The following is a 14,002-nucleotide window of genomic DNA, read 5'->3' as shown; positions in this document are numbered from 1 at the left end:
TCCTCCTGAGCCACCGGTAAGGGCGGATATCTGTGCCGAGGGAATATGGCTATCATAGTATAAATAGCAACGAAGCCCAACGGCTTGTGGTCTTTACCGTAATGCGCACAGTATTGACCCGAGAAGGCGGTGATTCCCAGGTGCCCAACCGGCGATTCGTGTGCTCGCTTGACGAGCTGCCGCCCGGCGGGATGAAACTGGTCGACGTCGGCAAGTTCGGCGTGGGCGTGTACAACGTGCACGGTGAGCTTTACGCGATCGTCAACTACTGCTCACACGAGGGCGCACCCTTGTGCCTTGGCCTGATCGGCGGCACCAACGAATCGGCTCCCGAATCGCTCGATGGGATGCGCCGCGTTCGTGACGGTCAGATCGTTCGATGCCCTTGGCACAATTGGGAATTCGACGTCACCACCGGTCAAAACCTGGCCGACCCGCGGCGGCGCGTCCGCACCTACCAGGTGGACGTCACCGACGGTGAGGTGTACCTGACGGCATGACCCCCATGATCATCGACACCAACGTGCAACCGCACTTCCGCTACAACGCGGAGATACGCCGCTACCTCCCGGCCGCGCATCAGCTGCGCTCAATCCCGGATGTCGAGCAGCAGTGGTATCAGGCGCCGGGTGGCGACTACCGGGCGGACCTCTACGGCGAGCACTACCCTGGTTCGGATCCGGAAACGATGGCCCGGCACCTGTTCGACGACATGGGCGTCGATTACGCCATCCTGAACCCGCTGACCCGCGGCAACATCGCCGATTACCTGCTCAACAGCCGCATCTGCGCCGCGGTCAACGACTGGCTGCTGGATCGCTGGCTGGAGCCCGACACCACCGACCGTTTTCGGGGCACCATCCGGGTCAACCCCGAGGACGTCCGGGGCGCGGTGGCCGAGATCGAGCGCCTGGCCGGTCACCCCAAGCTGGTGCAGGTGGGTGTCCCGATGCAGTCGCGCGAGCCGTACGGCAAACCGATGTTCGAGCCGATCTGGGAGGCCGCCGCCGCGCACGGGCTGCCGGTTGCGGTGCACATCAACGGCGGCAACGGCGTCGACCACCCGCCCACCTTCGCCGGGCACGCGCACACCTACCCGGGGTACGCGGCGTTCATGCCGTTGAACTACTTCGTGCACCTGGCCACGCTCATCATCGAGGGTGTGTTCGGCCGCCACCCTGGCCTGAAGTTCGTGTTCGCCGACGGCGGCTACGACATCCTCACCCCGCTGATGTGGCGGCTGGACACGTTCTGGCTGTCGATGCGCGACCAGACACCCTGGGTGGACCGGTATCCCAGTGAATACCTGCCCGGCCACGTCCGGTTCTGCTCGTCGGCGTTCGACGGGCCGACCGAGACCGGCGCGATGCGGCGCTGGATGGACTTCACCGGCAAGTCCGACCTGCTGATGTACGGATCGAGCTACCCGCACTGGTCCACGTCGCCGCCGGAGGCGAGTGCGGCGGGGCTCGACGCCGAGCAACGCGACAAGGTGTTGTGGCGGAATGCCATTGAGCTGTACGGGCTTAAGGAGCGCGTCTGATGACAACGATCGAACGACTCGACTCGCCGACCGGTCAAGAGGACGAAATCGCGGTCACCATCGTCGACACCGACGTACACCCGCTGCCGGTCTCGGCCGACGTGCTCAAGTCCTACGCACCCGCCGAATGGGTGGACAAGATCTGGCCGACGGGCAACGCCGTCAGCCCCGTCCCGCATTTCTACGACACCCCCGATTCGTACAAGACGATGTCGTTGCGCCTCGACGCCGCGCCGCCGGGCGGCGGAGTCGCCGGCAGCGATCCGGATTTCGCGGCCAAGCAGTTGCTTCTCGATGCCGGTGTCAGCATCGCGACGCTCGAGCCGATGTGCGACGCGCAACTGCCGCAGGCCGAACACGTGCTCAAGTCGACCTACAACGACTGGCTCGCCGACGTCTGGCTGGACAAGTACAACTGGCACGGCCGCTGGCGCGGATCGATCAGCGTCAGCGCGCAGACGCCGGACCTGGCCGGCCGCGAGGTGGAACGGTGGGCGGGACATCCGTACATGACCCAGGTGCTGATGACGCCGCAGACGCGTGGGATCCCTTTCGGCAACCCGCATTTCGACCCGCTGTACGAGGCGGCCGCACGCAACGGCTTCCCGATAGCCACGCATTTGATGGGCCAGACGCCTTTCGAACTGATACCGCTGTACCCGGTCGGCAACCCCGCGCACTGGCACGACTTCTTCGCCTCGTGGCCGTTGCTGTACGTCTCGCACCTGATGAGCCTGGTGTTCGACGGCGCCTTCGATCGCCACCCGGACCTGCGGGTGGTCTTCGTCGAGGGCGGGTTCACCTGGGCGATGCCGGTGATGTCGCGGATGGACCGGATCTGGGAAGCGCGCCGCGGTGACCTGCCCCACGTCCGTCGCCGCCCGTCGGAATATGTGCGCGAACACGTCCGGTTCACCACCCAGCCGCTGGAAGACGCCGACACCGTGCAGTTCCGCGAGTACTTGGAGTTGATGGACCTCGGCGACAACCTGATGTTCTCGACGGACTACCCACACTGGAGCTACGACTCACCGACCTACGCGATCAACCGATTCCCCGCCGACCAACGGGAGCGGATCATGCGCGGCAACGCGACGGCGCTGTACGGGCTACCGGCGACCGTGAAGGCGCTCCCCGGAGAACGGTGACGAGGTGGCCGATCTGGCCGCCAGGCTGACCGCGTTGGTCGGCGAATACGACGAGAAGTGGTCGGCGCTGGACTTCGCCGGCGTCGCCAACCTGTGGGAGCGGCAGGACCCGCGGCCGATCTACATCGGTGACGAATACGCGGTGCCGCTGGTCGGCGCCGACGAGCTCGATCGGCACTGGGCCAGGATCGGCAGTCGGCTGAAGCGCGCCTCGATGTCGTCACGGTTGTGGTCCGCCGAGGGCTGGGCCGGGGGAGTGGCGCGTTGTGTTTTGCTGAGCCGATGGAGCTGCACCGGGCAAGAATCCGATGTTGCGCACACCGGTACCAGCTGGATCACGTGGTTGCTGACTTTTCGCGCCGATAGGTACCGCATCTTCCACCACATGGAATCGCAGGTCTACCTTGAAGATGGTTTCCCGGACGGAAGTTGAGGGGTATGACGCAGACCAACCTGACGCGGCCGCAAGGCCTAAGCCGGATCGACCCGGTGCTGCGTGACGCGGCGATCGAGCTGAGTGTTGTCGAGTTCCGCACCGAGACACTGCCCGCGGAGCGCAAAGAGGCCGACGCCCGGGCCGCCGAGCGGGCCGCGGCCGTCCAAACCGACGGTGTCGCCGTGGAATCGCGATCGATCGCCGGTCCGGACGGCCAACCGCTGGGCATTCGCCTGTATCGCGGCGGCGCGGGATCCCCGGCGCCCCTGGTGATATACGCCCACGGCGGCGGCTTCGTGACGGGAAACCTGGACACCGATCATGCGCAATGCGTGGAGCTGGCCCGCGCCGCCGGCTGCCTTCTGGTCTCGGTCGACTACCGGCTCGCACCCGAAAATCCGTGTCCGGCCGCGTTGGACGACGTGGATACGGCATTGCGCTACGCCGTGGACAACTGCGCCGAGCTCGACGTCGACCCCAGCCGCATCGCGGTGATGGGACGCGACGCCGGTGCGGCGCTGGTCGCGAGCCTGGCCCAGCGCGTGTTCGACGAGGAGGGCCCGCCGGTGCTGGTGCAGATCCTGCACCAGCCGATGCTCGATTCCGATGCGACCCCGTCGCGACGGGAGTTCCAGCGCACGCCGGGCCTCAACGGTCCTGCCGTGAGCCGGGCCTGGGGCCACTACCTCGGCCACACCACCGCGAGCGGTCAATACGTCCCCGCGCATCGGGCCAACCTCGAGGGGCTCCCACCCACGTTTATCAGTTGCTCGGAGATCGACCCGTGCCGTGACGAAGCCATCGCCTACGCCAACCGGCTACTGCGCGCCTACGTCCACACCGAATTGCACGTCATCGCAGCGACATTCAACGGCTTCGATTCTTTGGTTCCCGATTGGGTTGTCTCCGAGGAGAACCGGGCGCTGCACGCCCAGTCGCTGCGCCGGGTGTTCGCCATGTAGCGGCTGCGGTTAGACCGGTGTGAACTTGGTGATCAGCCACTTGTCGTTGATCCGGGACATGCGCACCAGGATGCTGCTGACCGCTACCGACGGCTGGGCGCTGTCCTTGGTCGTCGTGACTTGATCGACGAAGACCAGAACCCCCGCCGAGTCGGGGTGCAGTTCCGACACGGCGGCGCCGGTCACCTTGGCCTTGGTTTTCATCGACTTCTGCCTGGCCACCGGGGCCACCGTCTGCTGACTGAATTGGTCGAAGTACGTCAGGAAATCCCCGGCGAGGTGTGTCCTGGCGGCGGCGAAGTCCTGGTCGAGCGAGTCGGAGGAATACGACAGTACCGCGGTCGTTCCGTCCGTCGCGGCGTTGACCACCGTGCGCGCGACGCCGGCGTCGGTCTGTTGGTCCGGCCGGTACTGCTCGAAGTACAGCCACGTCGCCACGCCGCCCGAGATCAGTAGCAGCGCAACCAAAACCGCCGCAATGACCTTGCGGGCCCTGGGCGAGAGGGTGCGGCGGCGGCGCTCGATCGGCGCGGCGTCGTCGGAGCCGTCGTCGGTGGGCTCGTCGTCGTCGGCCACGTCGTCGGTGGGCTCGTCGTCGGTGGGCTTCTCGTTGATTGGCTCCTCGGCCACGGAGGTGTCGTCGACTTGGGCCGGCCCCTCGGTGGGTTCCGATGCGGCCGAATCGATGTCGCGCACGTCTTCGGTCACGGCACGTACTCAACTTTCGACATCTTGTATTTCCCGCCGACATCGGCGACCGTCACCCTGAGGCGCCAAATTCGCGGCGGCTCGTCCTTGCCCGGCGGTGAATTGGTGACTTGCGATGTCGCCGAAACCAATACCACCGCCGAGTTGTCGTTCATGGACTCAAGGGCGGCGGCGTGCACCGTTCCTTCCGTGACCGCCTTCGACTGGATGACCACCGATATGAAGTCGTTGGCCCGCTGCTGGAAATCGGCTTGGAATTCGCCGGTGGAGCTGTCGATCACGCGCTGGACATCGGCCTTGGCCTTGTTGAAGTCCAACGAAATCATGTTGAGGACGCCCTGCTTGGCCCCGGCGACGAACGCGGCTTCGCGCTGTTGGTGCCTGGTGGTGTCGCGATGTTGAATCACCATGTATGCGCTGGAGCCGACAAAGGCGATGATGCCGATGACGGCCGCAATCGCGGCGAGCAGCGGCATTCGCCGCCGCCATGCAGCTTGCTCGGTTACCGACTCGTCGTAGTCGTCCTCTTCGTATTCTTCGTCACCCTCGTAGTCGTCCTCGTAGTCGTCCTCGCCCTCGTGCTCGGCGTAATCCTCGTCCGCGTCGTCGTACTCGTCGGGATCCGGCAACCCGAGGGCCTCGCGTCGCAGCCGAGCGGCCCGGGCGCGGGCTAGGGCCGCGGCGGCACGCGCTTCGGCCGCGGCGGCCTCCGCCTCGGCTTCTTCGAGCAACGCCCTGGCGTCGGCCTCCGGTGCGGTCGAATGATCGGGCGTTTGGTTCGCGTCAGCCACCGCGATTACCGCTCGTGATGATCATTATCGATTGGACTCCGGTATCTCTTACCGTACTGCTCATTGCTAACATCGGAATCCACAGCGAACTCCGACGAGAACCGACCAGGCGGATGATCAACCACCCACGTTTCCTCTCGAATCTGCCGTCATCATGACCGCTGTCGACTCTCCCGAAAAGATACTCTTCGCGTCCACAACCCAGGCCTTTCTGCAAAAAGAAGCGCCGCTGAGTCGCGTCCGCGAGCTGCACGCCGCGGGACTGTCCTTCGACCCGGGGTGGTGGCGGCGCGCCGCCGAACTCGGGTGGACGGCCCTCCTCGTGCCGGAGGAGTTGGGCGGCGGCAGCGTGTCGGACAGCGGCGTGGTGGACCTGGCCATGGTCGCCGAGCAGCTCGGCAAGACGGTGGCGCCCGGGCCGCTGTATCCGGTCAGCGTCGTGCTCGTGGCGCTCGCCGAGTGCCCGGATCCGCAGGCGCACGCCGAGACCATCGAGTCGCTGATGTCCGGTGAAACCGTGGCGTCCTGGGCGGTTTGCGAGCCGGGTAGGGGCTGGGCTCCCCTGAATCCTGCGGTGGCGGCCACCCGGACCGAGTCCGGCTTCCGCATTGATGGTGCCAAGGACCGTGTCGAGGCCGGGGCGCAAAGTGGGGTGCTGTTGGTCGTGGCGCGATGCGATGACGGCGTTCGTCAGTTCCTGGTGCCGACAGACGCGCCGGGTGTCCGGATCACGCCGCAGCAGTCGGTCGACTTGGTCAAGCAATACGCCAAAGTCGATTTCGACGGCGTGGTCGTAGAACGGTCCGCCGCAGTCGGCGGCCCCGCCGAGGCCGCCGCGCTGATCGGGCGGCAGAGCCAGCTCGCCCAGGTGCTGCAGTGCGCCGAGGTGGTCGGCATTCTGCAAACGGTGTTCGACTTCACCGTCCAATGGGCGCTGGACAGGCATACATTCGGCCGGCCGCTGGCCTCCTACCAGGTCCTCAAGCACGGCTTCGCCGACATGAAGTTGTGGCTGGAAGCGTGTCGTGCGACCACGTCGGCGGCGGTTGCCGATGTCGCCGCGCGCTCGCCCAAGGCGGGCTTGTCGGCGAGTATCGCCAAGTCATACGTCGGCGAGGTGGCGGGCCGGATCGTGCAGGCCTGCGTTCAGATGCACGGCGGCATCGGTGTCACCTGGGAACACGACCTGCACCTCTACCTGAGGCGGGTCACGTTGTACCGCTCCATGTTCGGCACGCCCGAGGAACATAACCTGAGGGTGTACGACGCGGAAAGGGCGGCCCGATCGGTGACGAACTCCCGATGACGACCACCGAAACCGTCGCCGAATTCGCAGCCCGGGCCCGAGTGTGGTTGGCGGACAACCTACCCGCCATCGACCCCGAGAACCCGCCGCCCGCACCGCGCGACGACGAGCGATCCTGGAACAGGGCGCGCGAACTGCAAAAGCGGCTCTACGAGGGGGGATTCGCCGGTATCTGCTTTCCCCGCGAGTACGGTGGCCTAGGGCTGGACTATGAGTACCAGAAGGCATTCGACGCCGAATCCCTCGGCTACGAGATGCCGCTGATCCTGAACACCCCGACGTTCACCATCTGCTGCGCCACCCTGCTCGACACTGGAACTGAGGACCAGAAGAAGCGGCACATTGCGGCCGCCCTGCGCGGCGACGAAGTCCTGGTGCAACTGCTGTCCGAGCCCAGCGGCGGTTCGGACCTGGCCGGTGTCATCACCCGAGCCGAACGCCAAGGCGAGCGTTGGGTTATCAACGGCGCAAAAACCTGGAGCACAAGCGCTTTCGCCGCCGACTACGGATTGTGTCTGGCGCGCACCAACTGGGACGTGCCCAAGCACGAAGGCCTGACCATGTTCCTGGTGCCGATCGGCCATCCGGGAATCACGTTGCGGCGCATCACCATGCTGAGCGGGTCCACCGAGTTTTGCGAGGAGTTCCTGGACGGTGTGGACGTCGGCGATGACGCCGTCGTCGGTGAGGTCAACGGCGGCTGGGCGGTCGCCTCGCGCCAGCTGTACCACGAACGCCGGGCGGTGGGGCAGGGTTCGGAGTTCGCCAGTGGCGCCGGCCACGAAGGCGGGCACACAACGCCGGTCGACTACGTGGCGCTCGCCGAGAAGATGGGCCAGGCCGACAACGAACGCATCCAGGAGATCGCCGGCCGGGTGCTCGTGCAGCGCGCGGTCGGCGAGCAGCTGATCGATCACGTGTACCGCAACGTCCGGGACGGCGTACTGCCCCCGACCGCGGGGACCCTGATCCGGCTCTTTCACTCCGAGACGGTGACCATGGATATGGACGCCGCGATGGCGATCACGGGAAGCGCCGGTGTTGTGGGGGAATTCGGCGAAGGCCTCGAGGCGGGGCTACGGTACCTGTCCCGGCAGAACGTCGCCATCGGCGGCGGCACAACCGAGATGGCCCGCAACGTGATCGGCGAACGGGTGCTGGGATTCCCCCGGGAATACGCCGCCGACCGCGGGGTGCCGTTCAACCAGGTTCGGCACGGTCAGGGCCGCTGACCGGCGGGCGGTGTGCGTCGGCGAGAGCGTTAGCGGTCGCTGTTGTCCACGGGCAGTTGGACCAGCGACAAGACGTGATGCGCCGGGGTTCCGGGGGCCGCGATCAGCGTGAGGGCACCGCCCTGCGTGCGGGCCCGGTCGCGGGCGGCAGCCAGGGCGCTCACCCCTGCCGACCCGAGATGGGTCACCCCGCTGAGGTCGACCGTCAACGACGCTATGCCGGAACGGCTTTCGACGGCGATCTGTCGGTCCAGGGTAGCCGCGGTGGCCGCGTCGACGTCTCCGCTGACCACGATGCGGCCGGCCTCGCCGACCAAGGAGACGAATTCGGAGTTGACGGATGGTGGGCGGGTTGAGCGGCTGACGGTCGTGTCGGTGATGAAGTTCGCCGGCCGCGACAGTCGGTGCGTCAGGCTGGCCGTCGTCCCGCCGTCACCATGGGTGACCTGAGCCTTGTCCACCAACGCTTCGGCCATGGCCAGTCCCCGCCCGCGGCCTCCCTCACCCTCGCGGTGGTCCTTCCACCGCCCCTGGTCGACGACCGAGGCGTGCAGGTTGCCATCGCCGGCCAGCGCGGCCTCGACCACGATCCATTTCGAAAGCCGGTCGGAAACCGTTGTTGCGTACCCGTGCTCGATCGCGTTCTCGACGAACTCCGAAACCGCGTGGACGACGTCACAGATGTCGTCGAGGTCGGCGCCGATTTCCGACAGCCACTCACGAAGCTCGGCGCGGACCGCGCGTGCGGCATGAATAGTCGCGTCCAGCGTGATCCGCAGCGGTTCGGGCGGTGTGCGCCGTTGCGCCGCAAGCAATGTGACGTCGTCCTTGTAGCCCGTCGACCGGAGCAGCAATTCCAGTGTCTCCGAACAAATCCGGTCGATCGGCCGGCCCGGCGCACCGATGACGAAGCCGCGGTTGCCGGCGGCAATGTTCGCAGACAGCTCGGCGAACTCCGCGGTGCTGGCGCCCGGAGGTCGGCCGGGACGTTCGATCAGGCCGTCGGAATACAGCAGGACCGAGTCGCCCACCTCGAGGACCTCGGTGCGGACCGGGAATCCGGTGCCGCTGCCCAGGGGACCCGCGCCCGTCGGCTCCGCGTAGCGCGAGCCCGTGCCGGCGCTCACCAGCAGCGGCGGTGGGTGTCCCGCTGTGCAGTATTGGAGTTCGCCCGTGGCCAACTCGAGCGAAGCGACGCACAAGGTCGCCGATTTCGAGCCCGGGACCTGTTCGTGAAAGCGGTCGACCGCTTCGAGCGCTTCGACGATGTTGTGGCCCAAGGAAATCTGCATCCGCAGCGCGGTGCGCAATTGCGACATCGCCGCTGCGGCCTCGACGCCGTGCCCGACGACGTCACCCACGACAAGAACCAGCCGATCACCGAGGGCCATCGCGTCAAACCAGTCGCCGCCGGCCGCGGTGTCCTCGGCGGCGACGAGGTACTCCGCGGCGACGTCGGCGCCAGGAACTACAGGGACGGACGGGGCCAGCAACGCCTGCTGCATGATGGTTGCCGAGTCGCGGGCGTTGCGGTAGCGCTCGGACAGCTCCTCCATGCGCTCCTCGGCGGCCTCCCGCGCCCGCACCCGGGCGGTCACGTCGTCGAAGATGATCTGCACACCCTCGATGAATCCGTCGTCCCCGCGGCGAGGCGTGACGACGAAGTCGAAGTACCGTTCCTCGATTCCCGAGCCGTCATAGTTGGCCTGTAGCCGCCATTCCTTCCCGGTTTGCGGTTCGCCGGTCGCGTAGACCCGGTCGAACATTTGGTAAATCTGCTGGCTCTCCAGCTCGGGGAAGACCTCGCGCGCAAGCTTTCCCACCGGGTTGCCGGTCGGGTTGAATGCCCGGTAGGCCGCGTTGACCGCGATAAACCGGTGGTCGGGCCCTTTCAGGCCAACCAGCATGGCGGGAACATTCTCGAAGACGCGCCGAACCTCGTCGGGCACACCAACGGTGTTGTCCCAATCCTTTTCGGCGACCATTTGGCCGTCCCTTCCCGCGGAACCTCGCTATGCAGTCACACAACCGGGCCGAATGCATGGCGTTTGCACACGTAGATATTCAGATTAGCAACGCCTGTTAGGTACCCATTGCATCTGTTTGCTAACGGTTGTCCCGGCATGTCCCGTGGTTATGCCGGATGTCGACGGGTACCTCAGCTCACATGAGCGATCCCCGCCTGACCCGAATCGCGTCGACATGAGGGATCTGCTGCTGCAGTTCATCGACGGCTGGCGACCGGCGGCCTTTGCCGCACTCAAGGCGTTCGCGTTATTCATCACCGCAGCAACGGCTTTCCGGGTCATGTTGCGGCGCACCATCGCCGAGTTCACGCCGTTCGACTGGGTGACCGCCGTCGCGGTGGGCGCCATTGTCGGGCGAACCGCGACGGCCGCCGACACCTCGTGGTTGACCGGGGCGGCCGCCCTCGTCGCCTTGATCGCGGCGCACGACCTCGTCGCGCGGCTGCGGTTCACCCCGTGGGTGCGCCGTCTGGTAGACCCACCCGTGCGGGTGTTGATCCGCGACGGAGAACTCGATGAGGCGAACCTGAAACGTTGCCGGCTCACGCACTTGGACCTGGACGCGATCCTGCGCCAGCACGGCCACCAAAGACCCGCGGACGTTCGCCTCGCGGTGTTCGAGACCAGGGGCGTCGTCTCCATCATCGACGACGCCGACCGCTCAGGCTGAGACCGGCTTTTTCTCGGGCGAGGAGACCTTCATCAGCTTCATCAGGTTGCCACCCATGATCTTGGCGACATCCTCCTCGTCGAAGTCGGTCAGCTCGTCGACGAAGGAGATGGGGTCCTTCAGGCCCTCGGGGTGGGGCCAGTCCGATCCGAACAGCACCCGGTCGGTTCCCACCATCTTGACGATCTCGGTGAAGCGGTCCTCCCAGAACGGGGTGATGTACACGCAGCGCTTAAACGCCTCGATCGGGTTTTCGCTGAACGACTGTGGCATTTTCTTATAGACGCCCTTGAGGCCCTTGAAGAGGTCCGGCACCCAATCCGCGCCGTTTTCGATCGAAAGGATCCGCAATTCGGGGTTGCGTGACAGAGCGCCATGGCACACCAGCGCACCCATCGCGTCGATGATCGGTCGGTGGCCCATCACCAGGCTGCGGAAGGGGGTCGGCTTGAACGGCAGGAACTCGTCGCCCGGCTCCCACACGTTGGCGAACTCGGAGTAACCGCTGTCCGAGGCGTGCATCGACACGGGGATCCCGGCTTTGACGCAGGCCTGCCAGAACGGGTCAAACTCCTCGAGGCCGAACGACCGGCTGCCCTTGTAGCCGGGCACCGGCGCCGGGCGCACCAGCACCGTGCGGGCGCCGCGCTCCAATACCCATTCGAGTTCTTCGAGCGCACGCTCGACAATCGGCAGTGTGATCACAGGGGTGGCGAAGATGCGCCCCTCGTAGTTGAACGACCACTGCTCGTACATCCACTGGTTGAGCGCGTGGATGACGTCGTGGGTCATCTCGGGGTCGTCCTTCATGCGCTCCTCGACCAGGCTGGCCAGGGTCGGGAACATTAGGGCGTAGTCGATGCCCAGCTCGTCCATGACCTCCAGCCGCGCGCCCGGCTCGCGGAAGGCAGGGATGGCCTTCATCGGCTCGCCGAGGATCTCGCGGTAGCTCTTGCCCTGCGCGCCGTTGCGGAAGTAGTCCTCCTGGGCACCGGGCTTGGCGACCTTCTCGAACGTCGGGTTGGGGATGTATTCGCTGATGTGGCCGCGCACCACGATCTTCGTGCGGCCACGCACCTGCACATAGTCGATGACGTTCTTGCGCTTGTCCGGGAGGAACTTGGTCAGCGCCTCCTGCGGCTCGTACATGTGGTTGTCGGCGTCGAACACGGGGAAGGAAAGTTCGCGAGACGGCATGGCGATCTCCTTGCGGAAGTCTGTGGTTCTCAGTATCTGGTAACGACGTTACCACTTCTGCGCGGCGAGGAATACCGGGAGCTAAATGTCGGACTGGAGGCCGGTCGGCGTCGCCCCGTTGATGATTGCGAAATTCACGGTCGCCGTCGCGGCGAGCTCGTCGCCGTCGCCGTAGATGTCGACCTGCATGACCATCGCGCGCCGACCGGACCGCAGCATCCTGGGGACTGCGCGCGCGGCGCCCTGCCGAATGGGGCGCAGGTAGCGGATGAAGAGGTCGGCAGTGGTCATTGTGGTGCCTTGCTGCAGATACTCCAGCCCGAATTGCCCGCCCGCCACGTCGACAAGCGTGGCGATCAAGCCGCCCTGAAGGGCGCCGGACGTGTTGACGACATTGGGGCTGACCGGCATCGTCATCGCGAATTCGCCGTTGTGGATGCCCGGCCGCATTCCGATTTGCGCGAAGAGCTCACCCAAGGTGGGCGTGGCCGATTCCTCGTCGGTCTCCCGGATCCCCAGCGCGCGGCTGCAGTAGTCGTAGAGCTGGCCGGCGTCGATCGGCTTGCCGATCAATTCGGTGCCCAACCAGTGCAACCGTTGGGCGCCCATGATGGTCTGCATGACGATCGCGGCCGCGGCCCCGATATCGAGTCCCGGGTTGAAGACCCCTTCCGTGATTCCCTGCCCGACGATGTCGCGGATCAACTGATGCAACGGGGACAGCACTCGGGTGTAATCGCGGGGGCGCGTTTCCGCCAGATGCTGGTTGTACAGGCTCAACGCCCGGTTGAGGCTGTCCTGGGTGCTCGACTCGGGTTGTTGGCTGACGCGGTCGATCACCAGCTTCAGCGCGGCGGTGCTGTCCAGTCCGTTGATCTCGGCACGCCAGCCCTGCACCGATTGCGCGATGGTCCGGTCGAACAGCGCGAGGAGCAGTTCGTCCTTGCTGCTGAAGTGCTGGTAGAAGGCGCGAAGCGAGGTCTTGGAGCGCGCGACGACCTCCTGAACGGTGAAGTCGGTGCGTCCCGTTTCACCCAGGATCGCGACGGCTGTCTTGATGAAACGGTCGCCGCGCGTCACTTCGGCTTCCTCGGTCGGTTCAGCCATGAGAATGAGGTTACCGCGCATTGTGGGATATCCGGCGCTGGGTGAGTGGCCAGGCCGATATTGGACACCCGGGCTCACGCGCCAGCGCGACGGCGGCGGTCGGGATGTCTTGTTCGCTCGTGTCCTCCGGGAAGAGCGGCCGGGTTGTCGGCGACACGCGAAATCAGGCCGCGCGGCCTACCATCTGCTTATCGCCGATCGCGGGGCGATACCTCGTTCACGCGGGCTGCTGGAGGCAGTCGTATGTCGTTTCTGATCGCGGTCCCGGAAATGGTGACGGATGCGGCAACACAGTTGGCGGCCCTGGGCTCGGCGGTCAGCGCGGCCAACGCGGCGGCAGCGGCGTCCACCACGGGGGTACTGGGGGGCGGCGCTGATGAGGTGTCGGCGGCTATTGCGAAGCTGCTTTCCCAGCACGCGTTGGGCTATCAGGCATTAATCGCCGAGGCCGGAGCGTTTCATTCCAAGTATGTGCAGACGCTCAACGCGGGCGCCGCCGCCTATGCGAGCACCGAGACCGACGCACAGACACTGATCAGCTCCGTGCAGCGCCAGACCCAGCCGCTGCAGCAGACTGTGCTCAGCGCGGTCCAGCAGGTCAACCAGCAGACTCAGCCCGTTCGGCAAGTTCTGCTTGACGTCGTCAACGCGCCCACCGACTTTCTTTTCGGGCGTCCCCTGATCGGCAATGGTGTCAACGGCACGACGGACGCGCAAGGGATCGGGACGCCTGGCGGCCCCGGCGGGTTTTTGTACGGCAGTGGCGGCAGCGGTGGGAACAGCACCGCCACCGGAGCGCCCGGCGGTGCCGGCGGTCCGGCCGGGCTGATCGGCATCGGCGGAACCGGCGGGGGGGGGGGGGGGGGGGCGCCCGG

At 66.1% G+C, this 14,002-nt stretch carries 14 protein-coding genes; 9 read left to right on the top strand and 5 right to left on the bottom strand.

Annotated elements, in window-relative coordinates; all coding sequences use genetic code 11:
- Window positions 1-101: 101 nt before the first annotated feature.
- The 5 genes from A5706_RS10740 to A5706_RS10720 are packed head-to-tail and all read left to right on the top strand — an operon-like array spanning window position 102 to window position 4,089.
- Window positions 102-500 carry a Rieske (2Fe-2S) protein gene (locus A5706_RS10740; protein ID WP_068129997.1) on the top strand — a complete coding sequence of 133 codons (399 nt, stop codon included), beginning with the start codon at window positions 102-104 and terminating at the stop codon, window positions 498-500.
- A gap of 5 nt (window positions 501-505) precedes the next feature.
- Window positions 506-1,543, top strand: a complete 1,038-nt coding sequence (locus A5706_RS10735) for an amidohydrolase family protein (RefSeq protein WP_068129995.1) — start codon at window positions 506-508, stop codon at window positions 1,541-1,543.
- Complete coding sequence (locus tag A5706_RS10730; protein WP_068129993.1) at window positions 1,543-2,691, top strand: amidohydrolase family protein; 1,149 nt, start codon at window positions 1,543-1,545, stop codon at window positions 2,689-2,691. The genes A5706_RS10735 and A5706_RS10730 overlap by 1 nt, the downstream gene beginning before the upstream one ends.
- 4 nt (window positions 2,692-2,695) lie before the next feature.
- On the top strand, window positions 2,696-3,124 hold the full coding sequence (locus tag A5706_RS10725; protein ID WP_068129991.1) for a hypothetical protein: 429 nt from the start codon (window positions 2,696-2,698) through the stop codon (window positions 3,122-3,124).
- A 5-nt stretch (window positions 3,125-3,129) separates the two neighbouring features.
- Window positions 3,130-4,089: an alpha/beta hydrolase gene (locus A5706_RS10720; protein WP_068129988.1), complete on the top strand. Its 960-nt coding sequence runs from the start codon at window positions 3,130-3,132 to the stop codon at window positions 4,087-4,089.
- A gap of 9 nt (window positions 4,090-4,098) precedes the next feature.
- Here A5706_RS10720 and A5706_RS10715 read toward each other — a convergent pair whose 3' ends face one another.
- Window positions 4,099-4,797, bottom strand: a complete 699-nt coding sequence (locus A5706_RS10715) for a hypothetical protein (RefSeq protein ID WP_156767056.1) — start codon at window positions 4,795-4,797, stop codon at window positions 4,099-4,101.
- On the bottom strand, window positions 4,794-5,588 hold the full coding sequence (locus tag A5706_RS10710) for a hypothetical protein (RefSeq protein WP_068129985.1): 795 nt from the start codon (window positions 5,586-5,588) through the stop codon (window positions 4,794-4,796). The genes A5706_RS10715 and A5706_RS10710 overlap by 4 nt, the downstream gene beginning before the upstream one ends.
- Before the next feature lie 154 nt (window positions 5,589-5,742).
- Between A5706_RS10710 and A5706_RS10705 the strand changes: the two genes are divergently transcribed.
- The gene (locus A5706_RS10705) at window positions 5,743-6,894 is read left to right on the top strand and encodes an acyl-CoA dehydrogenase family protein (protein WP_068129982.1); all 1,152 of its coding nucleotides are present in this window, start codon (window positions 5,743-5,745) and stop codon (window positions 6,892-6,894) included.
- Window positions 6,891-8,126, top strand: a complete 1,236-nt coding sequence (locus A5706_RS10700) for an acyl-CoA dehydrogenase family protein (protein WP_068129979.1) — start codon at window positions 6,891-6,893, stop codon at window positions 8,124-8,126. Before A5706_RS10705 ends, A5706_RS10700 begins: the two co-directional genes overlap by 4 nt.
- Window positions 8,127-8,155: 29 nt before the next feature.
- Here A5706_RS10700 and A5706_RS10695 read toward each other — a convergent pair whose 3' ends face one another.
- Window positions 8,156-10,111: a SpoIIE family protein phosphatase gene (locus tag A5706_RS10695; protein ID WP_068129977.1), complete on the bottom strand. Its 1,956-nt coding sequence runs from the start codon at window positions 10,109-10,111 to the stop codon at window positions 8,156-8,158.
- Between the two features lie 217 nt (window positions 10,112-10,328).
- Between A5706_RS10695 and A5706_RS10690 the strand changes: the two genes are divergently transcribed.
- On the top strand, window positions 10,329-10,823 hold the full coding sequence (locus A5706_RS10690) for a DUF421 domain-containing protein (RefSeq protein WP_068129974.1): 495 nt from the start codon (window positions 10,329-10,331) through the stop codon (window positions 10,821-10,823).
- Here the strand turns inward: A5706_RS10690 and A5706_RS10685 are convergent.
- Both A5706_RS10685 and A5706_RS10680 read right to left on the bottom strand, forming a co-directional pair.
- The gene (locus A5706_RS10685) at window positions 10,815-12,020 is read right to left on the bottom strand and encodes an amidohydrolase family protein (RefSeq protein ID WP_068129971.1); all 1,206 of its coding nucleotides are present in this window, start codon (window positions 12,018-12,020) and stop codon (window positions 10,815-10,817) included. The genes A5706_RS10690 and A5706_RS10685 overlap by 9 nt on opposite strands.
- Window positions 12,021-12,101: 81 nt before the next feature.
- The gene (locus A5706_RS10680) at window positions 12,102-13,127 is read right to left on the bottom strand and encodes a hotdog fold thioesterase (RefSeq protein WP_068130039.1); all 1,026 of its coding nucleotides are present in this window, start codon (window positions 13,125-13,127) and stop codon (window positions 12,102-12,104) included.
- A gap of 243 nt (window positions 13,128-13,370) precedes the next feature.
- On the opposite strand from A5706_RS10680, the gene A5706_RS10675 reads away from it, so the two are divergent.
- A partial coding sequence (locus tag A5706_RS10675; protein ID WP_156767055.1) for a PE family protein occupies window positions 13,371-14,002 on the top strand: 632 nt, incomplete at its 3' end.

Source organism: Mycobacterium sp. E796, from assembly GCF_001672815.1.
Classification (GTDB): Bacteria; Actinomycetota; Actinomycetes; order Mycobacteriales; family Mycobacteriaceae; genus Mycobacterium.
This window is presented reverse-complemented; position numbering and strand designations above follow the sequence as displayed.